At 66.9% G+C, this 24,386-nt stretch carries 25 protein-coding genes and 1 tRNA gene; 13 read left to right on the top strand and 13 right to left on the bottom strand.

The genetic code is table 11. The annotated features are described in order from the left end of the window. Positions 1-32: 32 nt before the first annotated feature. Positions 33-119, bottom strand: a tRNA-Leu gene (locus tag MWU52_RS01935). A gap of 105 nt (positions 120-224) precedes the next feature. Here MWU52_RS01935 and lipB point away from each other — a divergent pair. From lipB to MWU52_RS01920, 3 genes are all read left to right on the top strand, one after another. Then, the gene (gene lipB / locus MWU52_RS01930; protein WP_246948727.1) at positions 225-887 is read left to right on the top strand and encodes a lipoyl(octanoyl) transferase LipB; all 663 of its coding nucleotides are present in this window, start codon (positions 225-227) and stop codon (positions 885-887) included. 146 nt (positions 888-1,033) lie between these two features. After that, positions 1,034-2,707, top strand: a complete 1,674-nt coding sequence (ctaD, locus tag MWU52_RS01925; protein ID WP_246948726.1) for a cytochrome c oxidase subunit I — start codon at positions 1,034-1,036, stop codon at positions 2,705-2,707. After that, positions 2,707-3,228, top strand: coding sequence for a DUF2244 domain-containing protein (locus MWU52_RS01920; RefSeq protein WP_246948724.1), 522 nt, complete (start codon positions 2,707-2,709; stop codon positions 3,226-3,228). The genes ctaD and MWU52_RS01920 overlap by 1 nt, the downstream gene beginning before the upstream one ends. 11 nt (positions 3,229-3,239) lie before the next feature. Here the strand turns inward: MWU52_RS01920 and modC are convergent, their stop codons facing one another. From modC to MWU52_RS01895, 5 genes are read right to left on the bottom strand one after another with little or no spacing between them, the layout of a single operon-like run. Then, positions 3,240-4,301: a molybdenum ABC transporter ATP-binding protein gene (gene modC / locus MWU52_RS01915; RefSeq protein WP_246948723.1), complete on the bottom strand. Its 1,062-nt coding sequence runs from the start codon at positions 4,299-4,301 to the stop codon at positions 3,240-3,242. 1 nt (position 4,302) lies between these two features. After that, a complete protein-coding gene (gene modB / locus MWU52_RS01910; protein ID WP_246948722.1) occupies positions 4,303-4,995 on the bottom strand; it encodes a molybdate ABC transporter permease subunit in 693 nt (230 codons plus the stop codon). Next, on the bottom strand, positions 4,992-5,723 hold the full coding sequence (gene modA / locus MWU52_RS01905) for a molybdate ABC transporter substrate-binding protein (protein WP_246948721.1): 732 nt from the start codon (positions 5,721-5,723) through the stop codon (positions 4,992-4,994). Before modA ends, modB begins: the two co-directional genes overlap by 4 nt. A gap of 1 nt (position 5,724) precedes the next feature. After that, positions 5,725-6,351, bottom strand: coding sequence for an SDR family NAD(P)-dependent oxidoreductase (locus tag MWU52_RS01900; protein ID WP_246948719.1), 627 nt, complete (start codon positions 6,349-6,351; stop codon positions 5,725-5,727). Then, a complete protein-coding gene (locus tag MWU52_RS01895) occupies positions 6,351-6,749 on the bottom strand; it encodes a DUF1178 family protein (RefSeq protein ID WP_246948717.1) in 399 nt (132 codons plus the stop codon). The genes MWU52_RS01900 and MWU52_RS01895 overlap by 1 nt, the downstream gene beginning before the upstream one ends. A 161-nt stretch (positions 6,750-6,910) precedes the next feature. Between MWU52_RS01895 and MWU52_RS01890 the strand changes: the two genes are divergently transcribed. Continuing rightward, the gene (locus MWU52_RS01890; RefSeq protein ID WP_246948714.1) at positions 6,911-8,035 is read left to right on the top strand and encodes an acetoin utilization protein AcuC; all 1,125 of its coding nucleotides are present in this window, start codon (positions 6,911-6,913) and stop codon (positions 8,033-8,035) included. A 5-nt stretch (positions 8,036-8,040) separates the two neighbouring features. On the opposite strand, the gene MWU52_RS01885 is transcribed toward MWU52_RS01890, so the two are convergent. From MWU52_RS01885 to MWU52_RS01860, 6 genes are read right to left on the bottom strand one after another with little or no spacing between them, the layout of a single operon-like run. Continuing rightward, on the bottom strand, positions 8,041-9,135 hold the full coding sequence (locus tag MWU52_RS01885) for a mandelate racemase/muconate lactonizing enzyme family protein (RefSeq protein ID WP_246948713.1): 1,095 nt from the start codon (positions 9,133-9,135) through the stop codon (positions 8,041-8,043). Then, positions 9,120-10,076, bottom strand: coding sequence for a 2-hydroxyacid dehydrogenase (locus MWU52_RS01880; protein ID WP_246948711.1), 957 nt, complete (start codon positions 10,074-10,076; stop codon positions 9,120-9,122). The genes MWU52_RS01885 and MWU52_RS01880 overlap by 16 nt, the downstream gene beginning before the upstream one ends. Further along, entirely contained in the window at positions 10,069-10,917 is an 849-nt protein-coding gene (locus MWU52_RS01875; RefSeq protein WP_246948709.1) for a fumarylacetoacetate hydrolase family protein, read from the bottom strand. The genes MWU52_RS01880 and MWU52_RS01875 overlap by 8 nt, the downstream gene beginning before the upstream one ends. Before the next feature lie 23 nt (positions 10,918-10,940). Continuing rightward, the gene (locus tag MWU52_RS01870; protein WP_246948708.1) at positions 10,941-11,192 is read right to left on the bottom strand and encodes a DUF6552 family protein; all 252 of its coding nucleotides are present in this window, start codon (positions 11,190-11,192) and stop codon (positions 10,941-10,943) included. Then, positions 11,179-12,954 carry an IlvD/Edd family dehydratase gene (locus tag MWU52_RS01865; RefSeq protein WP_246948707.1) on the bottom strand — a complete coding sequence of 592 codons (1,776 nt, stop codon included), beginning with the start codon at positions 12,952-12,954 and terminating at the stop codon, positions 11,179-11,181. The genes MWU52_RS01870 and MWU52_RS01865 overlap by 14 nt, the downstream gene beginning before the upstream one ends. A gap of 37 nt (positions 12,955-12,991) precedes the next feature. Continuing rightward, the gene (locus MWU52_RS01860; RefSeq protein ID WP_246948706.1) at positions 12,992-13,732 is read right to left on the bottom strand and encodes an SDR family oxidoreductase; all 741 of its coding nucleotides are present in this window, start codon (positions 13,730-13,732) and stop codon (positions 12,992-12,994) included. Positions 13,733-13,797: 65 nt separating this feature from the next. Between MWU52_RS01860 and MWU52_RS01855 the strand changes: the two genes are divergently transcribed. Then, positions 13,798-14,664, top strand: a complete 867-nt coding sequence (locus MWU52_RS01855) for an NAD(P)-dependent oxidoreductase (protein ID WP_246948705.1) — start codon at positions 13,798-13,800, stop codon at positions 14,662-14,664. An 8-nt stretch (positions 14,665-14,672) separates the two neighbouring features. Here the strand turns inward: MWU52_RS01855 and MWU52_RS01850 are convergent, their stop codons facing one another. Beyond that, on the bottom strand, positions 14,673-15,287 hold the full coding sequence (locus tag MWU52_RS01850; protein WP_246948704.1) for a GntR family transcriptional regulator: 615 nt from the start codon (positions 15,285-15,287) through the stop codon (positions 14,673-14,675). A gap of 204 nt (positions 15,288-15,491) precedes the next feature. Here MWU52_RS01850 and MWU52_RS01845 point away from each other — a divergent pair, with 204 nt between their 5' ends. The 8 genes from MWU52_RS01845 to MWU52_RS01810 all read left to right on the top strand — a co-directional run bounded on the left by MWU52_RS01845 (position 15,492) and on the right by MWU52_RS01810 (position 24,384). Continuing rightward, positions 15,492-16,505 (top strand): TRAP transporter substrate-binding protein, encoded by a 1,014-nt coding sequence (locus MWU52_RS01845; protein WP_246948703.1) that lies wholly within the window; start codon positions 15,492-15,494, stop codon positions 16,503-16,505. A gap of 84 nt (positions 16,506-16,589) precedes the next feature. After that, positions 16,590-17,435, top strand: a complete 846-nt coding sequence (locus MWU52_RS01840; protein WP_246948702.1) for a TRAP transporter small permease subunit — start codon at positions 16,590-16,592, stop codon at positions 17,433-17,435. A gap of 30 nt (positions 17,436-17,465) precedes the next feature. Then, positions 17,466-19,094 (top strand): TRAP transporter large permease subunit, encoded by a 1,629-nt coding sequence (locus MWU52_RS01835; protein WP_246948701.1) that lies wholly within the window; start codon positions 17,466-17,468, stop codon positions 19,092-19,094. Between the two features lie 29 nt (positions 19,095-19,123). Further along, positions 19,124-20,035 (top strand): phytanoyl-CoA dioxygenase family protein, encoded by a 912-nt coding sequence (locus MWU52_RS01830; RefSeq protein ID WP_246948699.1) that lies wholly within the window; start codon positions 19,124-19,126, stop codon positions 20,033-20,035. A gap of 90 nt (positions 20,036-20,125) precedes the next feature. Next, complete coding sequence (locus MWU52_RS01825) at positions 20,126-21,628, top strand: altronate dehydratase family protein (protein ID WP_246948697.1); 1,503 nt, start codon at positions 20,126-20,128, stop codon at positions 21,626-21,628. Then, positions 21,625-22,617 carry a Gfo/Idh/MocA family oxidoreductase gene (locus MWU52_RS01820; protein WP_246948696.1) on the top strand — a complete coding sequence of 331 codons (993 nt, stop codon included), beginning with the start codon at positions 21,625-21,627 and terminating at the stop codon, positions 22,615-22,617. The genes MWU52_RS01825 and MWU52_RS01820 overlap by 4 nt, the downstream gene beginning before the upstream one ends. After that, complete coding sequence (locus tag MWU52_RS01815) at positions 22,614-23,495, top strand: shikimate dehydrogenase (protein ID WP_246948691.1); 882 nt, start codon at positions 22,614-22,616, stop codon at positions 23,493-23,495. The genes MWU52_RS01820 and MWU52_RS01815 overlap by 4 nt, the downstream gene beginning before the upstream one ends. 4 nt (positions 23,496-23,499) lie before the next feature. Further along, on the top strand, positions 23,500-24,384 hold the full coding sequence (locus MWU52_RS01810; RefSeq protein WP_246948690.1) for a phytanoyl-CoA dioxygenase family protein: 885 nt from the start codon (positions 23,500-23,502) through the stop codon (positions 24,382-24,384). Positions 24,385-24,386: the final 2 nt, after the last annotated feature.

Here is a 24,386-nt window from a genome sequence, read left to right as displayed (position 1 = left end):
CGTCGGGGCGGCGTCCGTTCGACCGGGTGGCCTGGTGCGGTCGAGAAGACTCGAACTTCCACGGGTGTTACCCCACAGCGACCTCAACGCTGCGCGTCTACCAATTCCGCCACGACCGCAAAGCCCATTCGGCGTGGCGCGGGGATAGCGACGGTCGTGCGGAAAGGAAAGAGGGTTTTTTCACCCGCTTGCCCCCGCCGCGCCCGACGCCTAAGCCGCGATCCATGCACCCCGAGTGGATCACGTCGGACATGCCCGTCCCCTATCCCGTCGCCCTGGCCGAAATGGAGGCGCGGGTCGCCGCTATCCGTGCCGGCGATGCGAACGAGGCGATCTGGCTGCTGGAGCATCCGCCACTCTACACGGCCGGCACCTCGGCCGACCCGGCGGACCTGAAGGACCCGGACCGCTTCGACGTGTTCGAGGCCCGGCGCGGCGGACAATACACCTATCACGGGCCGGGGCAGCGGGTGATCTACGTGATGCTGGACGTCGCCGCGCGCGGCCGCGACATACGCGCCTTCATCGTGACACTGGAGCGCTGGGTCATCGCGGCCCTGGCCGAATTCGGCCTGCGCGGCGAGATCCGGAACGGTCGCGTGGGCGTCTGGATCGCCCGGCCCGACCTGCCGCCCCTGCCCGACGGCACCCCGCGCGAGGACAAGATCGCCGCCATCGGCATCCGGCTGTCGAAATGGGTCAGCTTCCACGGCATCAGCATCAACGTGGAGCCCGACCTGTCCCATTTCGACGGCATCGTCCCCTGCGGTATCGCGGGGCATGGCGTCACCTCGCTGGTGGATCTGGGCCTGCCGGTCACGATCGGCGATCTGGATGCGGCCCTGCGGCGAACCTCGCCTTTCGGGTCGGGCGCGCCGGGCCGCTAGCGCGACACCCGCTTCGGGGCGGTCGATGCGTCGAAATGCGCGGCCATGTGCCGTTGCCCCGGCTGGTTCACCCCGCTAAACCCGGGCGAAACGGGCGGTTCACGCGCGTTCACAGATTCGAGCAACCCGTCACGGAGGGCGATCGCATGGCAGACGCCGCAGTCACCGGACACGACCATCACGAGAAGCCCGGCTTCTTCACGCGCTGGTTCATGTCCACCAATCACAAGGACATCGGCATCCTGTACCTGCTGGTGTCGGGTTTTGCCGGGTTCATCTCGGTCGCCTTCACCGTCTACATGCGGATGGAACTGATGGACCCCGGCGTCCAGTTCATGTGTCTGGAGGGTGCCCGGCTCCTGCCGGCCGCGGCGGGCGAGTGTACGCCGAACGGCCACCTCTGGAATGTGCTGGTCACGGGCCACGGCATACTGATGATGTTCTTCGTGGTCATCCCGGCGCTCTTCGGCGGGTTCGGCAACTACTTCATGCCGCTGCATATCGGTGCGCCGGATATGGCGTTCCCGCGCCTCAACAACCTGTCGTTCTGGCTGTTCGTGGCCGGCACGTCGCTGGCCGTCCTGTCGGTCTTCGTTCCGGGCGGCAACGGGCAGACCGGCTCGGGCATCGGCTGGGTCCTCTATCCGCCGCTTTCGACGACGGAACAGGGCTTCTCGACCGACATCGCGATCTTTGCGGTACACGTCTCGGGCGCGTCGTCCATCCTGGGCGCGATCAACATCATCACGACATTCCTGAACATGCGCGCGCCTGGCATGACGCTGCACAAGGTGCCGCTGTTCGCCTGGTCGATCTTCGTGACCGCGTGGCTGATCCTGTTGGCCCTGCCCGTCCTGGCCGGCGCCATCACCATGCTGCTGACGGACCGCAATTTCGGCACGACCTTCTTCGACCCGGCCGGCGGCGGGGACCCGGTGCTCTATCAGCACATCCTGTGGTTCTTCGGCCATCCGGAGGTCTACATCGTCGTCCTGCCGGCCTTCGGCATCGTATCGCATATCGTGTCCACATTCTCCAAGAAGCCGATCTTCGGCTATCTGCCCATGGTTTATGCCATGGTGGCGATCGGGGGCCTCGGCTTCGTCGTGTGGGCGCACCACATGTACACGGTCGGCATGAGCCTGACGCAGCAGGCCTACTTCATGGTGGCCACGATGATCATCGCCGTGCCCACGGGTGTGAAGATCTTCAGCTGGATCGCCACGATGTGGGGCGGCTCGATCAGCTTCAAGACACCGATGCTGTTCGCGATCGGGTTCATCTTCCTGTTCACCGTGGGCGGCGTCACCGGCATCGTCCTGTCGCAGGCGGGCATCGACCGGGCCTATCACGACACCTACTACGTCGTGGCGCACTTCCACTACGTGATGTCGCTGGGCGCCGTATTCGGCATCTTTGCGGGCATCTACTACTGGATCGGCAAGATGTCGGGACGCCAGTACCCGGAATGGGCGGGCAAGCTGCATTTCTGGGCGTTCTTCATCGGCGCGAACCTGACCTTCTTCCCGCAGCACTTCCTGGGCCGTCAGGGCATGCCGCGCCGCTATATCGACTATCCGGACGCCTTCGCGCTCTGGAACCAGGTGTCGAGCTGGGGCGCGTTCCTGTCCTTCGCCTCGTTCCTGTTCTTCATCGGGGTCGTGTTCTATACCATCTTCGCCGGCCGCAAGGTTGCCGACCCGGCCTACTGGGGCGAGCATGCGGACACGCTGGAATGGACGCTTCCCAACCCGCCGCCGGAGCACACCTTCGAGGAGCTTCCGACCCGCGAGATGTGGGATCGGCATCCCCATCACTGATGCCCTTCCGGGTGCTGACAGATCATCAGGGGGCCCCGGCATCGTCCGGGGCCTTCGCGTTCGCGGTGGAGCTCTGGCCGCACCAGTCGCTGACGGGCACCGGTTTCGTCTGGGTCATCGGCGCCACCTTCGCGATGCTCTGCATCCCGTTGGTCGGCCTGCTTGGGACGGCCGTCCTCTGGGGTGTGCTGCCGTTCGCGATGGGGGCGCTTGCGCTGCTCTGGCTCGCGGTTCAGCGGAACTGGCGCGACCGCGATATAGTCGAGACCTTTACGTTGAAGGACGACGTCGCGCGCCTCGTCCGCGAGGAGGCGCCTGGCCTTCGGCGGGAATGGCAAGCCAACCCGTATTGGGTGCGCATCAAGCGGCATGACAAGGTCGGCCAGGTCGAGGACTACCTGACGCTGCAAGGCGGCCCGCGCGAGGTGGAGATCGGGGCGTTCCTGACCCCCGCCGAACGGCGCGACCTGGAGGATCGGCTGCGGCGCGCACTGCACGACATCAACAAAAGTCGCGGGTGACGATCGGCGCCCTACGTCCCGCCGGACCCGCCGACATCGGCACGTGCGACCGTGCTCGTCTTGACGATGGCCCAGACCCGCGATCCGGGGGCGAGGCCCAGCCCATCGAAGGACCGACGCGTCAATCGTGCCAGCAACGCCCCCTCACCCACCGACAATCGCAGCATGACGCCGGGGCCCTGTCCCTCCTGCACCGCCTCGACCCGCGCCGGCAGCACGTTGAGCGCCGAGATGCCGCGCGGCGCCTCGGTCGCGACGATTACGTCGGACGTACGGATGCGGACCCGGGCGGTCGTACCCATCGGCCCCGCGCCGGCGACGTGCAGGACCCCGGCCGGCGTGGCCACGGCCGCCAGCCCATCCGCGAGGCCGGTGACCCGCCCCGTCAACACGGCGCCGGCCTGCCCCGGGCCGATCAAGGCCGCCGTGGCGGGATCGGACAGGACGTCATCGACCGATCCCGTGCGGGCGACCTGTCCGTCGCGCAGCACGATCAGCGTGTCGGCCAACCGCGCCACCTCCTCGATCGCATGGGAAATATAGAGGATCGGCATGCCCGCATCGCGCAAACCCTCCAACCAGGGCAGGATGCGGTCGCGCCGGGGCAGGTCCAGCGAAGCCAGCGGTTCGTCCAGCACGAGGATATCCGGCTGCCGCAGCAGGGCACGGCCGATGCCGATGCGCGCCGCCTCGCCCCCCGAAAGTCCCGCGACGCGCCGATCCAGCAATCCGCCGATGCCCAGCATCTCCGCCACCGCGCGCGGATCGGCCCCGCGGTCCGCGCCGTAGAGAAGGTTGCCGAGAACGTCGAGATGGGGAAACAGGCGCGGTTCCTGAAAGACATATCCGACGCCCCGGCGATGCGCCGGCACGTTCGTCCGCGCGTCGAACAGGACCCGGCCATTCAGCGCGATCCGTCCTTCGTCGGGTCGGGTCAGGCCCGCCACGCAACGCGCCAGCGTCGTCTTCCCCGCGCCCGAGGGGCCGAAGACGGCCGTGACCCCCGCCCCCGCCGTCAGCGCGATGTCCAGCGCGAACGGGCCCGCCCGACGCCTGATACGGAGGTCCAGCACCTCAGCGTCCCGCGACACGGGCAGCTAGGCGGGGCGCCAGCCAGTTCGACGCGAGCACGGCACCCACCGCGACGGCGACGGCGATCAGGACCAGCCCGCGCAGGCCGGGTGCCTCGCCGGGGACCTGCAGGAACGCATAGATCGCGGCGGGCAAGGTCCGCGTCTCGCCGGGGATCGAGGCGACGAAGGTGATCGTCGCGCCGAACTCGCCGAAGGCTTTGGCGAACCCCAGCGTTGTCCCCGCCAGGATGCCCGGCAGGGCCAGCGGCAGCGTTACCGTCCGCCAGACCCGGAAGCGGGACGCACCCAGCGTGGCCGCGGCCTCCTCCAGCCCGGGGTCGACGGCCTCGAACGCCAGGCGGATGGACCGAACGACCAGGGGGAACGCCATGATCGCGGCGGCGAGCGCGGCGCCGGTCCAGCGAAATGCAATGCCGAGGCCCAGCGGCTCCAGCAGGCCGCCGACCGGCCCCGCGCGCGAGAACAGCAGCAAGAGCGCGTAGCCCGTCACCACCGGCGGCAGGACGAGCGGCAGATGCACCGCCGCATCCAGAAGCCCACGGCCACGAAACCGCCCGCGCGCCAGCAGATGCGCCACCCAGACCGCCAAGGGCAGCGACAGGATCGTCGCGACCAGCGCGACGCGAAGCGAGAGGCGCAGCGCCTGCCACGCCTCGGGCGGCAATTCTATCACGCCGCGTCCTCGGCAAATCCATGCGCGGCGAAGAGATCGCGCGCGGCGACCAGATGATCAAGGAACGCCCCCGCCGTGGCCGCGGCCCCGCGCGTGGTTGCGCCGGGATACGTGATCCGGGCGTGGGCGCGTGCCGGGATCGATGCGGCAATCTCGACCCCCGTGCCGCGCGCATCCGATGCGTAGACCAGACCCAAGGGCACGTCGCCGCGCGCGACATAGGCCAGGGCCGCGCGCACGTTCTCGGCCATCAGGGCGCGGGGCGCCAGGGCGGGCCACAGGCCCAACGTCTCCAACGCCTGCTGGCCGTACCGCCCCGCCGGAACCGACATCGGGTCGCCCATCGCGAACCGTCCCCCGGCCAGACGTTCCAGCATCGCGTCGACTTGCAGTGCCAAGGGTTCCGCACCGGGCGGCCCGGCCAGGACCAGGCGGTTGGTTGCGACGGTGCGCGGCGGCCCGGCCAGAACCCCCTGCCCGGCCAGCCAATCCATCCAGTCGGTCGCCGCCAGGACCACGACATCGGCAGGGGCGCCGGCCGCAACCTGCCGCGCCAGCGTACCGCTGCCGCCATAGCTGACCGTAACCGGGGTCTGCGCGAACGCATGCGCGATCCGATCCAAGGCGGGCTTGAGACTGACGGCGGCGAAGACGACCAACGCATCCCGCCCCCAGGCGGGCCGGGCCAGCGACAGAACGCCCGCTGCCAGCAATGCGCGTCGCGACATTTCAATAGGGGATCGTCTGGCCATCGTGACTTTCAAAGCAGCCGGACCGCGCGAGGTCCAGCGCCTCGAACCTGTCCCAGAGATCGCCGGCGGCGCGGTCGGCCGACAGGTTCGCGGCGGATCCGCCCATATCGGTTCGCACCCAGCCGGGATGATACGTGCCCACCGCGATGCCGTGACCCTGCAACGCAAGGGCGAGGTTCGCGCCGAGATTGGCCACCGCCGCCTTGGAGGCGCGATAGGCGAAGGCGTTGCCGCCCGCCCGCGCGGACGAGCCCATCTGCGACGCGATGATGGCGATCCGACCGCCCGCGTGCAGGTTCCGCAGCTGCGCCTGCACCGTCAGCACGACACCGGTGACATTCGCCGCGAACGTGTCCCGCAGGTCGTCATGCGTCAGCGACATCAGATCCTTGCCCCGGTCCAGATAGACACCGGCGTTGCAGACCAGAAGATCGAGGGGGCCCACCTCCTTGGCCGCACGTGCCTGTGCATCGGCGCAGGTGACGTCCAGGACGGTCCCGTCGCCCCTGCGGATCGTGCCCAAGACCTCGTGTCCGCGCGACCGGCCCTCGACCAGCAGCGCGGCGCCGATGCCCCGCGACGCGCCGGTGACCAAGGCCCGCATCAGTTCGCCTTGGTCTTGGGGCGGAACGGCAGGGGCGCGACGGGCACGCCGTCGGCCAGCAAGCCGCGCACCTCGGCGGCATTCGCCTCGCCATAGATCGCGCGATCCGGTGTCTCGCTTTGGTGGATCGCACGGGCCTCCTCGGCGAAGCGTCCGCCGACATAGGTCGCCTCCGCCTCCACCTTGCGGCGTAGTGCGGCGATCTTGGCCTCCACCGCCGTCGCAGGCTCCGACAGGCCGCCGACCCGGGGGGCCATCACGGCCTTCTCGACCTCAATTGATCCACAGACCGCGCAGGACACCAGCCCCCGTTCCCGCAGGCCGTCATAGGCGTCCGCCGATGGGAACCAGGCTTCGAATGCGTGGCCTTCCGTGCATTTGAGCGAATAGCGGATCATGGATCGTGAGCCCTTGTCGGAGAAGACAATCTAGGCGCTTTCGCCGCCCACGCAAGCGTACCAAGCCTTGATGCGCACCGATTGCCGGCTAGCCTATGCGCCATGCAGCACCGCCGCTCCCTGCTGGGCCGTCGCCCCTTCGCCAAGCCGTGCCGGCCCCTGTGATCACGCTTTTCGGGTCGGAGATCTATCGGGGTTCGAGCTATGGCGGCTGGCACCCGCTGCGCGTGCCGCGCGTCTCCACGGTGCTGGACCTGACGCGCGCGCTGGGCTGGCTGCCGGCGGATCGGTTCCGCGTCTCGCCCCGGGCAAAGGCAGCCGCGCTGACGGCATGGCACACGCCCGCCTACATCCGCGCGCTGCAGCGCGCCGAGGGCGAAGGCGCCGTCGACCCGGACACGCGAAGCCGCCACGGATTGGGCACGCATGCCAATCCGATCTTTCCCGAGATGTTCCGCCGCCCCGCCACCGGGGCCGGTGCCTCCCTCCTCGCGGGGGAATTGCTGGCCGGCGGCGGACGCGTCCACAACCCGGGCGGGGGCACGCATCACGGCATGCCCGACCGGGCGAGCGGGTTTTGCTATCTCAACGATGCGGTGCTGGGAATCCTGTCGCTGCGCCGCAACGGCGCCCGGCGGATCGCCTATGTCGATATCGACGCGCACCACATGGACGGGGTCGAACATGCCTTCGCCCACGATCCGGACGTACTTCTGATCTCGACGCATGAGGAGCGGCGCTGGCCCTTCACGGGCGCGGTGACCGATGGCGGCATCGGGCAGGTCTTCAACCTGCCTTTGCCGCGGGGCGCGGCGGACGCGGCGTTCGCGTTGGCCCGCGACAGGCTGGTCCGTCCGGCCGTCGCGCGGTTCGCGCCGGATGCCATCGTCCTGCAATGCGGGGCCGACGCGGTGGAGGAAGATCCGCTGTCGCGCCTGGCCGCGTCGAACAACGCTCATTTCGAAGTTCTGGCGGCACTTATGCCGATGGCCCCGCGGTTCCTGCTGCTGGGGGGTGGCGGCTACAATCCCTGGTCGGTCGGGCGGCTCTGGTCGGGCAACTGGGCGATCCTGTCGGGGCAGACGATACCCGATCGCCTGCCGACGGAGGCAGAGGCCGTGCTGCGCGCGCTCCGCTTCGACGGCAATTCGCGCGGGCGAAATCCGCCGGACCATTGGTTCACCACGATCCGAGACGCCCCCCGGCCCGGCCTCGTCCCGCCCGAGGTCGAACAGCGTGTCGCGCATCTGGCCGGGCGGATCGCCGCGATGCCCCACGCCGCCTGACCCCGTCAGCCGCGCGCGTAGGGTGCCAGCCTATCCCAGTCGAACACGACGCCGGTTCCCGGCACGTCGGGCGCCACGGCCTTCGCATCCTCCACCACCAATGGCCGGGTCGTGTATCGATCGATGGGAAAGCTGTGCACCTCGATCAGGCCGGGGTTCGGCTGGGCCGATACCAGGCTCACATGCAGTTCCTGCATTCCGTGCGAACAGACCGGCAGCCCCGCGGCCTGCGACATGGAAGCGGCCCGGAGCCATCCGGTGATGCCGCCGCAATTCGATGCGTCGGGCTGCAGGAAAGCCAGCTTGGATTGCGCCAGGGCGTAGCCGAACTCGTGCTCGGTATGCAGGTTCTCGCCCATGGCCAGCGGACAGCCGGTCGCCTCGCGGATACGGGCATAGCCGGCATAGTCGTCGGGAATGATCGGCTCCTCGAACCAGAGGATGTCCTGCTCCATGAAGCCGCGCGCGGCCTCGATCGCCTGTGCCTCGGTCAAGGCGTAGTTCGCATCGACCATGAAGGCGCGATCCGGCCCGATCAGATCGCGCACGGCCTTGGCGCGGGCCTGATCGTCGGAGGGATCGGGGCGTCCGACCTTGATCTTCACGCCATCAAAGCCGCATTCCAAGTAGCCTTCGACCGATTTCAACAGTTTGGGCAGATCGAAACCCAGGTCGATCCCGCCGCAATAGGCCCCGCACCGATCGGACGCCCCCCCGGCCATCTGCAGGAGGGACTGGCCCGTGGCCTTGCCGCGAATATCCCAGAGCGCGATGTCCACGGCCGAGATGGCAAAGCTCGCCACGCCGCCGCGCGCAACGTAATGGACGTGCCATTGCATCGCGTCGTGCAGCGCCTCGGGATCGACCGCGCGGCCGGTCAGCATGTGGGCCAGATCGTCGCGGATCATGGCCAGGATCGCGGTGCCGCCCTTGCCGCCGGTATAGGTATAGCCGGTTCCGAAAATGCCGTCCTCGGTCCCGATAGTGCAGGTCACCAGCTGGAAATGCGTGTGATCGCCATGCTTGGCGTCGACCAGAACCTCATCCAGCGGAACGTCGAACAGACGCGCCTCGACCGACCGGATCAGAGATGCCGACATTCGGGCACCGGCGTCTTGACGGACCCGTCGTCCAGCCACTGCTTCAAGTTCGCGACGACGAGGTCGCCCATCGCCTGCCGCGTCTCGTGCGTGGCCGAGGCAACATGCGGCGTCAGCACGACGTTGTCCATCGACTTCAGCGCATCCGGTATCTTGGGTTCCTCGTCGAACACGTCGAGACCGGCGCCCGCGATGTTGCCATCCTGCAAGGCCCTCACCAAGGCCGCCTCGTCCACGACCGACCCGCGCGCGACATTGAAGAACAGCCCGTCCGAGCCGAGCGCCGACAGCACTTCCGCGTTCACGAGGTGATGCGTTTCGGGCCCGCCCGGCGTGATCGCGACGAGTACCTCCACCGCCTGGGCCAGCGAAACCGCGCTGTCGTGATAAGTGTAGGGCACATCCTTCTTCGAACGTGAGTGATAATGGATCTCGGCGTCGAAGGCGGCGCATCGGTCGGCGATCGTCTGCCCGATCCGGCCGAGGCCCAGTATGCCCACGCGCCGGTTCTGGACCGAGCGCGTCAACGGATAGTTCCCGTCCTTCTCCCAGTTTCCCGAGCGGGCATGCCGGTCGGAGGGGATCAATTCGCGCGAGACGGCGAGCCAGAGCATGACGAAGGTGTTCGCCACCTCGTCGTTCAGAACGTCGGGCGTATGCGCAACCTTGATGCCCCGATCCGCGAAGGCATCGGCGTCGATGGCGTCGTAACCCACCCCATAGGACGACACGACCTTGAGGTTCGGCGTGGCGGCGGCGACATCCTCTGGCACGCCCCAATGGCCGTTCGTCAGGATCGCGGGATAATCCGCGCCATGTTCCGCGAGGAAAGCGGAGCGGTCGTCGCGGTCGAACAGCACGTCGATCTCGAACGCGTCGGACAATGCGTCGCGCATCCGGTCGGTGATCTCTCCGATCTGGAGGAGCTTGACCTTAGCCATCGGCGCGAACCTCCTGCCGCTGGGCGCCCAGACCCTCGATCGTCAGTTCGACGACGTCGCCGGATTTCAGATAGACCGGATCGGGCTTGATCCCCATGCCCACGCCCGGAGGCGTGCCGGTCGAGATGACGTCGCCCGGATGCAGGGTCATCATCTGGCTCAGGTGGCTGATGCATTGCGCGACGGTGAAGATCATCGTATTCGTGTTGCCGGTCTGCATCCGCTTGCCGTTCACGTCCAGCGACATCGACAGGTCCTGCGGATCGCCGACCTCGTCCCGGGTGACGAGCCAGGGGCCGATAGGGCCGAACGTGTCGCAGGATTTTCCCTTGGTCCACTGGCCGGTCAGCTTGGTCTGGAAATGCCGCTCGGACACGTCGTTGATGACGCAATAGCCGGCGACGTGATTCAGGGCCTCCGCCTCCGACACGTATTTGCAGGCCGTTCCGATCACCACGCCCAGCTCAACTTCCCAATCCGTATGTTCGGAGTTGCGGGGCATCACGATATCGTCATTCGGGCCCACGATCGCGCTGGTGGCCTTCATGAATAGGATCGGATGCTCGGGGATGTCGGCGCCCGTCTCGGCGGCGTGGTCGGAATAATTCAGGCCGATGCACATGAACTTGCCGACGCCGCTGACGCAGGGCCCGTAGCGCACCGGCCCCTCGACCTTGGGCAGAGCCATCGGGTCCAGCTTGGACAGGATGTCCAGCGACTTGTCGGACAGGACCTCATGCGCGATGTCTTCGACCTCGGCGGACAGGTCGCGCAAGTCGCCGTTGTGGTCGATCAGACCGGGCTTCTCGGCCCCCGGTTCGCCGAAGCGGCAGAGTTTCATATCGTATCTCCTATCTAGATCGCTCAGCTGGCAGTCAGGTAGCCCCCCATCAGCGAGGCGAAAGCCCCGAGATGGACGACCATAATCGCCTTGTCCTTCCACATCACTCCGACGGCGAACCACAGAATGATGCCAACGAAAAAGGCCCAGATATTCCAGGGTGTGATGCCCAGCCCCGTCAGGCCGTAGCCGATCAACTGGATGATCGTGGCGAGCCATTTAACAGGATCGACATATGGCGACCTGCGGGGGCCGGAAGGATCAGTGATTGTCACGGGCGACACCCTTCTGCGCCGTGCCGCGATAGGCATCCGCACCCCGCAAGGTCATTCCCTCAGACAAGGGACCGACGCGTTCGCGGAAGATCTCCTGCCAGGGCGTCTGGCTGTCGGGCGTGAACGGATGCGGCGGCAGGGCGCGGCGACGGTCCGCCAACGTATCGTCGTCGACCAGCATGTCCGCGGTGCCCTTGCGCAGGTCGATGCGGATCCGGTCGCCGGTCGCCACGAGGGCAAGGCCGCCCCCCGCCGCTGCCTCGGGCGAGGCGTTCAGGATCGACGGGCTGCCGGACGTGCCCGACTGGCGGCCATCGCCGATGCAGGGCAACGCATGGATGTCGCGCTTGAGTAGGTAGGAGGGGGGACGCATGTTCACGACCTCGGCCGCGCCGGGATAGCCGATCGGCCCCGCGCCGCGCATGATGAGGATGCAATCCTCATCTATTTCGAACGTTTCATCGTCGATCTTCGCGTGGTAGTCCTCCGGGCCATCGAAGACCACGGCGCGCCCCTCGAACGCCTCGGGGTCGTCGGGGTTCGACAGGTAGCGGTCGCGAAACTCCTTCGAGATCACGCTGGTCTTCATGATCGCGCTGTCGAAGAGGTTGCCCTTCAGGTTCAGGAACCCGGCATCGTTCAGCATCGGCGCGTCGATCGGCTTGATCACGTCGGGCAGTTGGCTAACCTGCCCCTCGCAATTCTCGGCCATCGTCTTGCCGTTGACCGTTGGGGCCTCCGGGTGCGGCAGAAGGCCCGCAGCGATCAACTGACCCGTGACCGCCGGGACGCCACCGGCATGGAAGTAATCCTCGCCCAGGTACGCCCCCGCCGGCTGCAGGTTCACCAAAAGCGGAATGTGATGTCCGAGGGTCTGCCAGTCGTCGTTGTCGAGCGGCACGCCCAGATGCCGGGCGATGGCGTTCAGGTGGATCGGCGCATTGGTCGATCCGCCGATGGCGGAGTTCACCACGATGGCGTTCTCGAACGCGGCGCGGGTCATGATGTCAGACGGCTTCAGGTCCTCGTGCACCATCTCCACGATGCGCTGACCCGTGTGATAGCTGACATGCCCCCGCTGCCGATACGGCGCCGGAATGGCTGCCGCGCCGGGCAGTTGCATGCCGAGCGCCTCGGCGAGGCTATTCATCGTCGTGGCCGTGCCCATCGTATTGCAATAGCCGACCGAAGGGGTGGAACTGGCGACGATCTCCATGAAGCCGGCATCGTCGATCTCGCCTGCCGCATGCATCTCGCGCGCCTTCCAGACAATGGTGCCCGAGCCGGTGCGTACCCCCTTGAACCAGCCGTTCAGCATCGGCCCGACCGACAGCGCGATGGCCGGGATGTTGACCGTCGCCGCCGCCATCAGCAGCGCGGGCGTGGTCTTGTCGCAGCCGATCATCAGGACGACCCCGTCCAGCGGATAGCCGTTCAAAGTCTCGACGAGGCTGAGGTAGGCTAGGTTGCGGTCGAGCGACGCCGTCGGCCGCTTGCCCGTCTCCTGGATCGGATGGACCGGCACTTCCAGCGGCAGGCCCCCGGCGGCGATGATCCCGTCGCGGACACGCTTGGCCAGTTCGATATGGTGGCGGTTGCAGGGGCTGAGGTCGCTGCCGGTCTGCGCGATGGCAATGATCGGCTTGTTGCCCTGCAACTCTTCGCGGGTCAGGCCGTAGTTCAGGTACCGCTCCAGATACAGGGCAGTCATCTCGCGGTTTTCGGGGTTGTCGAACCAGAGACGGGAGCGGAGCCTGGTCATGTGAAGTTCGCCTCGCAGGATGTTGCTTTCGTTTGTACTATTGCCCGGACCAGCCGCCGTCGATGATGTGCGGGTGGCCTGTCGTGAACGCGCTTTCGTCGGAGGCGAGATAGGTCACCAGTGCCGCGATCTCCGCCGCCGTGGCCACGCGACCCATCGGCTGACGCGACACGAACTGATCCAGCGCCTTTTCCTTGCTGCCGAGTTCCCGGCCGAGCGCCTCGACCCTGTCGTGCCAGGACGGGCTCTCGACCGTGCCCGGACAGATCGCGTTGCAGCGGATGCCGCGCTTGACGTAATCGAGCGCGACCGACTTCGTCAGCCCGATCACCGCCGCCTTGGTCGTGCCGTAGATGAACCGGTTCGGTGCGGCGATGACCGACGAACAGGCCGAAGACATGTTGATGATCGATCCGCCCCCGGCATCCAGCATGATCGGCAGGGCGGCGCGCATGGTGCGGAACATCGACTTCACGTTCAGGTCGAAGCCGAAATCCCAATCCGCGTCGTTCGCATCCTCGACGGTGCCGTGATGGACGAAGCCCGCGCAGTTGAACAGGACGGTCGGGCAGGCCCGCTCGACCCCCGCCTGCACGGACGCATCGTCGCGAACGTCGATCTGGTAGGTTTCGCAGTCGAGACCCTGAAGGAGGTCGGTGTCCACGTCGGTCGCGAAAACCTCGGCCCCCTCGGCGATGAACATCTCGGCGGTGGCCCGGCCGATGCCTTGCCCGGCCGCGGTGATGAGGGCGCGTTTGCCCGTCAGACGTCCTGTCATCGAAATCTCCCGGTTGTGCTGCTGGCTAGAGAGTTTCTATCGTGAGCGCAAACATGGAGAGCACGATGACCAAGATCACCCTGCTGGGGACCGGCCTGATGGGCGGCCCCATGGCCCGCAACCTTTTGAAGGCGGGGCATGATCTGACGGTGTGGAACCGCTCGCGCGACAAGGCGGCGCCGCTGGCGGATCATGGCGCGACCGTGGCCGACGACCCCGCCGAGGCGGTGCGCGGATCGGGGATCGTGATCTCCATGCTGTCGGACGGCCCGGCCTCGGACGCGGTGCAGCGGCAGGCGATGGACGCCTTCGCGGATGGCGCGGTCTGGGTGGAAATGGGGTCGATCAAGCCGGCGGAGGCGCGTGCGCATGGCGAGCGGTTCGCGGCACGGGGCATGGGTTATGTCGATGCACCCGTCTCGGGCGGCACCAGGGGCGCGGAAGGCGGAACGCTGGCCATCATGGCGGGCGGCACCGCCGAGACCTTCGCAGCGGTCGAGCGGGTCCTGCAGGCCCTGGGCCGGCCGGTCCATGTCGGGCCGGTAGGCGCGGGGCAGCTGTCGAAGCTGGCGAACCAGGCGATCGTGGCCTGCACCATCGGCGCCGTGGCCGAAGCCATGCTGCTGCTGGAGCGCGGCGGCGCGGATCCGGCGGCGGTGCGCGACGCGCTGAAGGGCGGCTTCGCCGACAGCACCATCCTGCAACAGCACGGGCGCCGGATGACCGAGGGGGACTTCGTGCCGGGCGGGCTGACGAAGTTCCAGATCAAGGATCTGGACAATGTGCTGAGTGAGGCTGCGGGCCTGGACCTGACCCTGCCCACCGTCAGGGCGATCAACGACCGCTTCAAACGCCTGCGTGACGCGATGAACGGCGGAGAAATGGATCATTCGGCGCTGTATCTCGAACTCAAGGATATCAACGGGATGTAGGTCGAAGCTCATATCAGGTGCCGCTTCTGGTGATCGTGGATGGCCTGCCGCAGACGGTCTTCGTCGCCTGACAGCGCGGCCGAAACGATCGTCTGATGTTCCTTGATGATCGGGTGGAAGTAGTCGGGCGAGAACGTCCTCTCCAGCCCAATGAGCTGCTGGCGGAACTGCATGTAGACGCTCTCGTAGGTCTCGGTCAGCAGCGGCATCCGGCATTCGGATATGAGCGTTTCGTGAAACGCCCGTTCGGCATCCGACCAGAAGCCGATGAACGGCGCCGGGTCGGGGGACCGTGCGATCTGGCTTTCGATGTGCAGGAGCGAATGGTGGCTGGCCGTCAGCCGCGCCTCCCATGCCAGGCCGCCGTTGCGCATCGAGGCGACGGCGCCCTCCTGCTCCAGGATGATGCGAAAACGGGCCACGTCCGCGCGCCGCTCGGGCGAAACGCGGCGGGCGCGGAACCCGCGCTGGATCTCGAACTCGACCAGGCCGACCTTGGACAATTGCAGCAGCACGTCGCGCACCGTGTTGGCGGAACAACCGTATTCGTGCTGCAGGAGCGATGGCTTCAGCTTGTCGCCAGGCTCGAACCCGGCGGTCATCAGCCGGCGCTGAAGGTCCATATATATGTCAGGCGTGCCAATCCGGATCTCGGCCATGGAATCGCCTCCCTGGAATTTTGATATTCCGCGAAAATATGAACTGTCCAGCGATTTTCATTTTTTGTTTGCGCTGCCGGATTCCGACGTTAGGCTTCCCGTGCACCCCTCCGAGGGAGGCCCCCGCAAGGGGTCCGGGGGCGGTTCCATCGATAACGGGAGGACATCATGAAACCACTTACGCTGGCGCTTGCCGCCACGACCGCGCTGACCGCCACGGCTGCGATGGCGCAGCAGACCACGCTGCGCATTCAGACGCACTACGCGCCCGAGACCGAATCCGGACGGCTGGCGCAGGAATTCTTCGACAAGGTCCAGACCATGTCGAATGGCGAAATCACGATCGAGCCGTTCTTTTCGTCTTCCGTCGTCAAGTCGGTCGAGACCTTCGACGCCGCCGCGACCGGCATCCTCGACTGCGACATGACGGGCGGCGGCTATCAGACCGGCAAGAACCCGGCCTTCCAGTTCGTGGGCGACATCATGGGCGGCTACGACACCCCGTATCAGCAGCTTTCGTGGCTCTATTACGGTGGCGGCCTGGAAGACGCGCAGGAGCTGTACAACGCCTATGACATGCAGCTTGTCGGCTGGTGGGTCTACGGGCAGGAAAGCCTGGCCTCGACCAAGCCGATCGCGGGGATCGACGACCTGAAGGACTGGAAGTTCCGCTCGCCCCCGGGGATGGAGACGAAGATCTTCGAGAAGCTGGGCGCGACGCCCATCGTGATGGACTTCACCGAGATCTTCACCGCGCTGGAGACCGGGATCATCGACGGCGCCGACGCATCGGGGCTGGCCAACAACGTGGGCCTCGGCCTTTACGACATCGGCAAGTTCACCAACTTCCCGGGCTTCCACTCGATGCCGTCGGACCATCTGGCATGTAACAAGGCGGTCTGGGACGGCATGCCCGAGCATCACCGCGAGATCATGTCGACGGCGATGGAGAGCCTGGCCCTGCGCACCGCGCTGACCTTCGAGAAGAAGAACGCCGAAGCCGCCGCGCAACTGGCCGAGGAAGGCGTGACCCTGCACGAATGGTCGCCGGAGGACCGTCAGGCCTTCCGCGACGCGGCGCAGGCCACCTGGCCCGAGTTCGCGACCACGCCCGAAGCCGAGGCCTTGGTCGAGTCGCATCTGGGTTACCTGACGCAGCTCGGCCTCGTCTCCAGCGAGTGACCGACAAGGCGCGGCCTCCGCGGGGGCCGCGCCGATGCAAGCGGGCAAACGGGTCGATCCCGCCCGCACGAGGGGAGGTCCGACATGGCCGAGAGCAGCACCACGCCCATCGAGACCGCAGGGGATGCCGGACCGGTCGTCTACAAGCCTGGCCCGCTCGAAATCCTGGTCCCCCTCGCCTTCACCATCTGCTTCGCCTGGATGACTTGGAACGGCCCAGCCTTCCTGATGTTCTTCCGCGAGGCCGGGCCCGCGGTCGACGCGCTGGCCCGCCGCTACGGCAGCATCAATATCCTCGATTGGCTGTCGGTGCTGGGCGTCGTCGTGTTCTTCGTCCTCGGCGTCATGACAGTTCGCCGCGCCCCGGCCGAATGGGAGGACTGGGGCATATTCGACCGCATCTCGGTCTTCATCGGCCGGGTCACGATGCTGCTGATCGTGATCCTCGTATCCGTGATGGTCTATGAGGTGCTTGCCCGCTACGTCTTCGAGAAGCCGACGATCTGGGCCAACGAGATGTCGCTCTGGCTGGCCGGGTTCGTGTTCGTGCTGGCAGGGCTCTATGCGATGCAGCAGCGCAGCCATATCCGGATCTTCATCCTCTACGACATGATGCCACGCGCGGTGCAGCGGCTCTGCGACACGATCTCGACGCTGCTGATCTGCCTCTTCGCCTTTGCGCTTTTCTACGGTGCCTGGGGCGAGGCCAGCCAGAAATTCCTGCGATGGGAGACGTTCGGCACCGCCTTCGATCCGCCGATCCCCGCGACGCTGAAGCCGATGATCCTGCTCGTCGTGACGCTGGTGGCGATCCAGGCGGTGGCCAACCTGATCCGCGACTGGAACGCCGAGCCGGTGATCCACACCGCCGCGGACGATATCGACCAGGAAGAGCTGGAGCGCCTGCGCCGCCAGATCGGGTCGGACTAGGCGCCCGGGCGCGTACGGGAAGGAAAGCAGATGGACGTTGGAACGATCTCACTGGTCCTGCTGATCGGGCTGATGCTCCTCCTGGCGATCGGAATGCCGCTGGGCATGGCCTCGGCGGTGCTGGCCGTTCTGGTCCTGGTCATGAAGTTCGAGCCGAACCTGCTGACCGCCCCGTGGGAGTTCGGCGAAGGCATTCTGACGGGCCGCTTCGGCACCGGCCCCCTGAACATCCTCGCGCAGAAGATATACGGCCTGCTGACGGATTACGTCCTGATCTCGATCCCGCTGTTCATCTTCATGGCGGCGCTGCTGGAGCGTTCGGGCATCGCGAAGGACATGTATTCCTCGCTCAACGTCTGGCTTTCGCGCACGCGGGGCGGCATCGCCATCGTCACCTCGATCATGGCGGTCATCATGGCGGCGATGTCGGGCATCATCGGCGGCGAGGTCGTCCTGCTGGGTCTGATCGCCCTGCCCCAGATGCTGCGCCTCGGCTATGACCAGAATCTCGCGATCGGCACCATCTGCGCGTCGGGCTCCCTCGGCACGATGATCCCGCCGTCCATCGTGCTCATCATCTTCGGCCTCATCACCGAGACGTCGATCAAGGCCTTGTTCACCGCGGCCTTCGTGCCCGGCTTCATGCTGGCGTCGTTCATCATCATCTACATCATCATCCGGACGCAGCTGAACCCGTCGCTGGCTCCCCTGCCCGCACCCGGCCCCGATGATCCGCCCACGCGCGAAAAGGCGATGCTGTTCGGTGCGTTCTTCTCGATCCTGGTCTGCGGCTTCGGCACGGCGCTGTTCCTCAGGGCACTGTTCTTCACCGTGACCGGCCAGAACGCCGTGATCGAAGGGGTCGATCCGATCCGCTACGGCGAACCCGTCCACCTGTGGATCTTCGGCATCGCGGTGGCGATCTTCCTCGCGCTGATCCTCCTGGTGTTCAAAGCGCACCGTGCCAGACGCGGATGGAACATGGGCAAGGGCCTGGTCGCGCCCATCGTCGTGATCGGCGTGGTCATGGGTTCGATCTACGGCGGCATTTCGGGCATCACCGAGGCGGCGGCCATGGGCGTCACGGCGGTCTTCATCATCTCGGCTTTCCGGGGCGAGGCCAGCGTGGAGCTGGTCTGGGACAGCCTGATGCGCACGCTGAAATCGACCGGCACGATCATCTGGGTCACGATCGGGGCGGCGGCACTGGCCGGCGCCTACACCATCGCCGGCGGCCCGACCTATGTCGCGAACCTGATCGTGTCGGCGGACCTTCCGACGATGGGCATCCTGCTGGTGATGATGCTCATCCTGCTGTTCATGGGCGCCTTCATGGATTGGGTCGGCATCGTGCTTCTGATCATCCCGGTCTTCCTGCCCATCGTGCAGCGCCTGCCGATCGAGGAGATCGGCATTCTGGGTCATGTCGAGCCGCGGAACCTGTCGGTATGGTTCGGGGTCCTGTTCTGTATGAACATGCAGGTCAGCTTCCTGTCACCACCGTTCGGGCCGGCGGCGTTCTATCTGAAATCGGTCTGCCCGCCGCACATCAGTCTAACGGACATCTTCAAGGGATTCCTGCCGTTCATCTGCATCCAGATCCTCGCGCTGTCGGTGTTGCTGATCTGGCCACCGATTATCGAGGTCCTGCTGGATTGACGGGCGCCGGCCCTGGGGAGGGGCGCGAGATGCTGAGCAAGACGCAGCAAGAGACGTACCGCAGAACCGGTTGCCTGGTGGTGGAGGATATCGTCCCCCGCCCCCTGCGCGACGCGGTCGAGGCGGAATATGCGGACGTGATCCGTGCCTTCGCAGCCGCGCGCGGTCTGGAATGGCGGGGGTCGTTCCTGGAGACGCTGCGCGCCGTCCATCTGGCCGGTCACGACTGGTTCCAGTCGCTCGACATAACCCTGCCCGGTGACCGGATACGTGCGGACACGCCTTTCCATTACGGCCCCGCTGTCCATGCCCTGATCGGGTGCGACGCGCTGCTGGACCTGGCCCAATCGGTCATCGGCCCCGGCATCACGTCGAACCCGATCCAGCACCTGCGGATCAAGCCGCCCATGGCCACCGTGGCCGAGGGCGCACCCATCCACACCACGATCACCGCCTGGCACCAGGATCGCGGCGTCGCCCATGCGGAGGCCGACGAGACCGATGTCGTCACCGTCTGGGTCGCCATGACCGACGCCACCGAGGAGAACGGCTGCCTGGTCGCGCAGCCTTTCGACGGCGATCCGACGATGTTGCCCCATTGCCCGTTGGACCAGACCGCGATCCCGCCCGAACATTTGAGCCCGGACCGCGCGGTGCCCCTGCCAGTCCGCGCCGGTGGCGTTGTTCTGCTGCACCCGCTGGTGCCGCATGCCGCGCTTGCCAACCGCACCGACGGGTTCCGCTGGTCCTTCGATCTGCGCTATCAGGCCACGGGCCAACCGACGGGCCGGTCGCATTTCCCCGACTTCAAACTGCGCCCCGGCCCGCCCCCCGATTGGCGGAAGGTGCGTGAGATGTGGCATGCGGCGCGCCTCGCCTGCGCGGACGGCCCGCATGTGCCCATCCACCGCTGGACATCGGACAGTCCGCATTGCGCATGACCGGGGATCGACTGGAACCGGAGTTCGCGACTTTCCGCGCCCACCCGGCCGACGGACACGTCGGATCATGCAAAGAGGGGGACGCCACCCATGAGTGAGGTCATCCGACTGCATCCGGCCGACAACGTCGTCACCGCCGCCCGTCCGCAGCAAGCGGGTGCGACCATCGATGGCGTGTCGACGCGCATGATGATCCCGTCGGGCCACAAGATTGCCACCGCCGCCATCGCGACGGGCGCGCCGATCCGCAAATACGGACAGATCATCGGCTACGCCTCCGTCGACATCGCGCCGGGCGACCACGTCCACGTCCAGAACTGCGCCTTCGCGGCGACGGATCACGACTATGATTTCGGCACCGACCTGCGACCCTTGCCCCCTGCTACGGGCGACACGTTCATGGGCTATCGCCGCGCGAATGGCGGGGTGGGCACGCGCAATTACGTGGCGATCGTCACCTCGGTGAACTGCTCGGCCACGGCCGCGCGCCGCATCGCCGACGCCTTCGGACCGGAGGAGCTGGCGGCGTATCCGAATGTCGACGGCGTGGTGGCTTTCGTCCACGGCACCGGATGCGGCATGGCCGGCGATGGCGACGGGTTCGAGGCGTTGCAACGCGTGATGTGGGGCTACGCGCGCCATCCCAATCACGCCGCCGTTCTGATGGTTGGCCTGGGTTGCGAGATGAACCAGATCGACTGGCTGCTCGACGCCTGGGGCCTGAAGCAGGGGCCAACGTTCCAGGCCATGAACATCCAGGACGTCGCCGGCCTGCGCCGGACGGTCGAGATGGGGGTGGAGAAGGTCCGCGCCATGCTGCCCGTCGCGAATGCCGCGCGGCGCGAACCCTGCCCGACCGGCGACCTGACGGTGGCGCTGCAATGCGGGGGGTCGGATGCCTGGTCGGGGATCACCGCGAACCCGGCGCTGGGCCATGCATGCGACCTGCTGGTGGCGCAGGGCGGAACCGGCGTACTGGCCGAGACGCCCGAGATCTACGGCGCCGAACATCTGCTGACGCGGCGCGTCGCCGATCGGGCCACGGGCGACAAGTTGGTCGGCCTGATCGAGTGGTGGGAGGATTACACCGCGCGCAACCGCGGCTCGATGGATAACAATCCCAGCCCCGGCAACAAGAAGGGCGGTCTGACGACCATCTTGGAAAAGTCGCTGGGCGCCGCCGCCAAGGGGGGCACGACCCCGCTGACCGGTGTCTACAAATATGCTGAACGGGTCACGGCCAAGGGGTTCACCTTCATGGACAGCCCCGGCTACGACCCGGCCAGCGTGACCGGCCAGATCGCGGGGGGCTGCAACCTCGTATGCTTCACCACCGGGCGCGGATCGGCCTTCGGCTCTAAGCCTGCGCCGACGATCAAGGTCGCGACGAACCAGCGGCTGTTCGACCGCATGCCCGAGGACATGGACGTCAACGCCGGCGACATCCTCGACGGACGCGCGACGGTGGAATCGAAGGGGCACGAGATCTACAAGATGTTCCTGCGCGTGGCGTCGGGCGAGGTGACGAAATCCGAGGCACAGGGCCTGGGCGACTACGAATTCGTGCCCTGGCAGATCGGGGCGGTGATGTGATCCGCTTGCTGCTGGCCGGAACGGGGCTGATCGGGGCACGGCACCTCGCGCATATCGAGGCGCATCCCGGACTGACCCTCGCGGGCATCGTCGACCCGGATCCCGCCGCGCGCAGGCACCCGGAGGCACCGGGCTTCGCCACGCTGGCGCAGGTCGACGTCGCCGCCGACGGGATCGTAATCGCCACGCCGACCGCGACGCACGCACCTCTGACGATCGCGGCGGTGGAACGGGGCTGGCATGTCCTGGTCGAAAAGCCGGTCGCCGACAGCCTGGACGCGGCCGACGCCATGATCGATGCGGCGCGCGCTGCGGGCGTGCATGTTCTGGTGGGGCATCACCGCAGACATCATCCCCGCGTGGCCAAGCTGCGTGAGATCCTGCAATCGGGCCATCTCGGCCGACCGGTCGCGGCCAGCCTGATGTGGCTGATGCGCAAACCGGACTCCTATTTCGACGTCGAATGGCGAGCCGGCATCGACGGGGCACCCATCAGGCAGAACCTGATTCACGATGTCGACCTGCTGCGCTGGCTGTTGGGCGAGGTGACCGACGTGAATGGCCTCGCATCCAACGCCGAACGCCGTGTGGCGCGGCCCGAATCCGGCGGGGTGGTTCTCCGTTTCGAGGGCGGCGCGGTCGCCACCATCTGCTACGCCGATACCACGCCAACCCCATGGGGTTTCGAGGCAGGTACGGCCGAAAATCCGCATATTCCCGCAAGCGGGCAGGATTGCCTGCGGATCGCCTGCACGCGCGGGGCGGTCGAATTTCCGTCGCTCCGTGTCTGGTCCGGCGCCGAGACGTGGCACGACCGCCCGCACCCGACCGAAACGGAGGTCGGGGATGCCGCGCCCCTGCACCGGCAGCTTGACCATTTCGCCGACGTCATTGCGGGCCGCGCCCTGCCGCTGGTCGATGCGGCTTCGGCCCGCGCGACGCTGGCCGCGATCCTCGCGATCGAGGCCGGCGCGGACATCGCGGCATGATCGCTCATCTTGCCGAAAATACCTCGGGGGAGCCGCGGAGCGGCGGGGGCAGCGCCCCCAGGACCCTTCGCTGCGGCCTGATCGGCACGCATATCGGTGCATCGCGCCTGGCCCGCGCGCTGGCCATCATGTGCGCGGATCATGGCCTGACGCTGGATTTCACGCCCATCGACACCGCCGGGTCCGAAGCCTTCGATTTCGAGGAGACCGTCGACATGCTGCGGCTCGACGGCTGGACCGGCGTGACGGTCACGCATCCCTGGAAGACGCATGCCGCCGATTGGGCGGGCGACGCCCTGATTGCCGATATCCGCACCCTGGGGGCGGCGAACACGCTGACTTTCGCGCCGGTCGCGGGGCACAACACGGATTATTCAGGGTTCCTGTCGGCCTGGGCACAACGGACGGACGCCGCCCCTGGCCGAGTGGCCGTCGCGGGCGCGGGCGGGGTTGCCCGGGCCGTGGTACCGGCGTTGATCGCGCTGGGCGCCGATTCCGTTCTTGTCTGGGATCGGGACGCCCGCACCGCCGAACGCTTGGCTGCCGATACCGGTGCCACCGCCATCCCCGCCGCGACTGCAGCGGATGCGATCCTTGCGGCCGACGGCCTGGTCAACTGCACCCCTATGGGCATGGGGACCAATGGTGGCACCGCCTTCGACCCTGACCTGATCGGCCCCCAGGGCTGGGCGTTCGACGCGGTCTATACCCCCACCGAAACGCCGTTCCTGCAAGCCGCGCGTCGCGGGGGCCTGGACGTCATGACCGGCTTCGACCTGTTCCGCTTCATGGCGATGAAGTCCTTCCAAGCCTATACCGGCATCGCGCCCGATCCGGCGACGACCCTTCCCAAACTCGATCAACTGCAACCGAGGTGACCCGATGGAAGTCCTGACCGAAGACCAGAAGGCGTTCTACGACGAACAAGGCTATCTCGTGCTGGAGCGGCGGCTGTCCGCCCGACAATTGCGCGACCTGCACGATGAGATCGCCCGGTTCGAAGCCGAGGCCGCCAGCCTGACCGAGGGCAACGAACGGCTGGACCTCGAGGACAGCCATACGCCCGAAAATCCGCGCGTCCGGCGCATCAAGCTGCCGCACACCCATTCCGACGTGTTCCGCGACCTGATGACATCGGACACCATCCTGGCGCCCGCACGCGACCTGGTCGGGCCGGACCTGCGCCTGCACACGACCAAGCTGAACATGAAATCGGCAGGCTTCGGCGCGGCGGTCGAATGGCACCAGGACATGGCCTTCTATCCGCATACCAACGATGACGTGCTGGCCATCGGCGTCATCCTCGACGACATGGGGCCCGAGAACGGGCCGCTGATGGTCTTTCCCGGCAGTCACCGCGGCCCGACCCACGACCACCATTCCGATGGGTTCTTCGTCGGCGCGATGGACCTGGCGCGCGACGGGTTCGACATGAAGGATGCGATGCCGCTGATGGGTCCGGCCGGCTCGATCTCGATCCATCACGGACGGATCGTACATGGCTCGGCGCTGAATACGTCCACCAAGTCGCGGCGGATCCTGTTCTACGAGATGATGGCCGCCGATGCCTGGCCGATCCAGGGATCGATGACAAAGTTCGCCGACCTCGACGACTACGACAGCCGGATGCTGTGCGGGCAGTCGAGGCAGCCGCGTATGGCGGACTGGCCGGTGCGCGTCCCCCTGCCGGCGCCGCCGATCGGCAAGACGATCTACGAGGTACAGAAGGGTCTGCGTGGGCGGGCATTCGAGACAACGGAAGGATAGGA

Source organism: Jannaschia sp. S6380, assembly GCF_023015695.1.
In the GTDB taxonomy this organism is placed as follows: Bacteria; Pseudomonadota; Alphaproteobacteria; order Rhodobacterales; family Rhodobacteraceae; genus Jannaschia.
The sequence above is the reverse complement of the archived record's forward strand: the minus strand, read 5'-3'. Positions and strand labels throughout refer to the sequence as shown.

Coding starts and splice junctions, on each gene's coding strand:
- MWU52_RS01845 (WP_246948703.1), top strand. CDS start 15,492: ATGAAACCACTTACGCTGGCGCTTGCCGCCACGACCGCGCTGACCGCC.
- MWU52_RS01825 (WP_246948697.1), top strand. CDS start 20,126: ATGAGTGAGGTCATCCGACTGCATCCGGCCGACAACGTCGTCACCGCC.
- MWU52_RS01835 (WP_246948701.1), top strand. CDS start 17,466: ATGGACGTTGGAACGATCTCACTGGTCCTGCTGATCGGGCTGATGCTC.
- MWU52_RS01875 (WP_246948709.1), bottom strand. CDS start 10,917: ATGAAACTCTGCCGCTTCGGCGAACCGGGGGCCGAGAAGCCCGGTCTG.
- MWU52_RS01850 (WP_246948704.1), bottom strand. CDS start 15,287: ATGGACCTTCAGCGCCGGCTGATGACCGCCGGGTTCGAGCCTGGCGAC.
- MWU52_RS01865 (WP_246948707.1), bottom strand. CDS start 12,954: ATGACCAGGCTCCGCTCCCGTCTCTGGTTCGACAACCCCGAAAACCGC.
- MWU52_RS01880 (WP_246948711.1), bottom strand. CDS start 10,076: ATGGCTAAGGTCAAGCTCCTCCAGATCGGAGAGATCACCGACCGGATG.
- lipB (WP_246948727.1), top strand. CDS start 225: ATGCACCCCGAGTGGATCACGTCGGACATGCCCGTCCCCTATCCCGTC.
- modA (WP_246948721.1), bottom strand. CDS start 5,723: ATGTCGCGACGCGCATTGCTGGCAGCGGGCGTTCTGTCGCTGGCCCGG.
- MWU52_RS01900 (WP_246948719.1), bottom strand. CDS start 6,351: ATGCGGGCCTTGGTCACCGGCGCGTCGCGGGGCATCGGCGCCGCGCTG.
- MWU52_RS01830 (WP_246948699.1), top strand. CDS start 19,124: ATGCTGAGCAAGACGCAGCAAGAGACGTACCGCAGAACCGGTTGCCTG.
- MWU52_RS01920 (WP_246948724.1), top strand. CDS start 2,707: ATGCCCTTCCGGGTGCTGACAGATCATCAGGGGGCCCCGGCATCGTCC.
- ctaD (WP_246948726.1), top strand. CDS start 1,034: ATGGCAGACGCCGCAGTCACCGGACACGACCATCACGAGAAGCCCGGC.
- MWU52_RS01810 (WP_246948690.1), top strand. CDS start 23,500: ATGGAAGTCCTGACCGAAGACCAGAAGGCGTTCTACGACGAACAAGGC.
- MWU52_RS01840 (WP_246948702.1), top strand. CDS start 16,590: ATGGCCGAGAGCAGCACCACGCCCATCGAGACCGCAGGGGATGCCGGA.
- MWU52_RS01885 (WP_246948713.1), bottom strand. CDS start 9,135: ATGTCGGCATCTCTGATCCGGTCGGTCGAGGCGCGTCTGTTCGACGTT.
- MWU52_RS01855 (WP_246948705.1), top strand. CDS start 13,798: ATGACCAAGATCACCCTGCTGGGGACCGGCCTGATGGGCGGCCCCATG.
- MWU52_RS01895 (WP_246948717.1), bottom strand. CDS start 6,749: ATGATCCGCTATTCGCTCAAATGCACGGAAGGCCACGCATTCGAAGCC.
- MWU52_RS01815 (WP_246948691.1), top strand. CDS start 22,614: ATGATCGCTCATCTTGCCGAAAATACCTCGGGGGAGCCGCGGAGCGGC.
- MWU52_RS01860 (WP_246948706.1), bottom strand. CDS start 13,732: ATGACAGGACGTCTGACGGGCAAACGCGCCCTCATCACCGCGGCCGGG.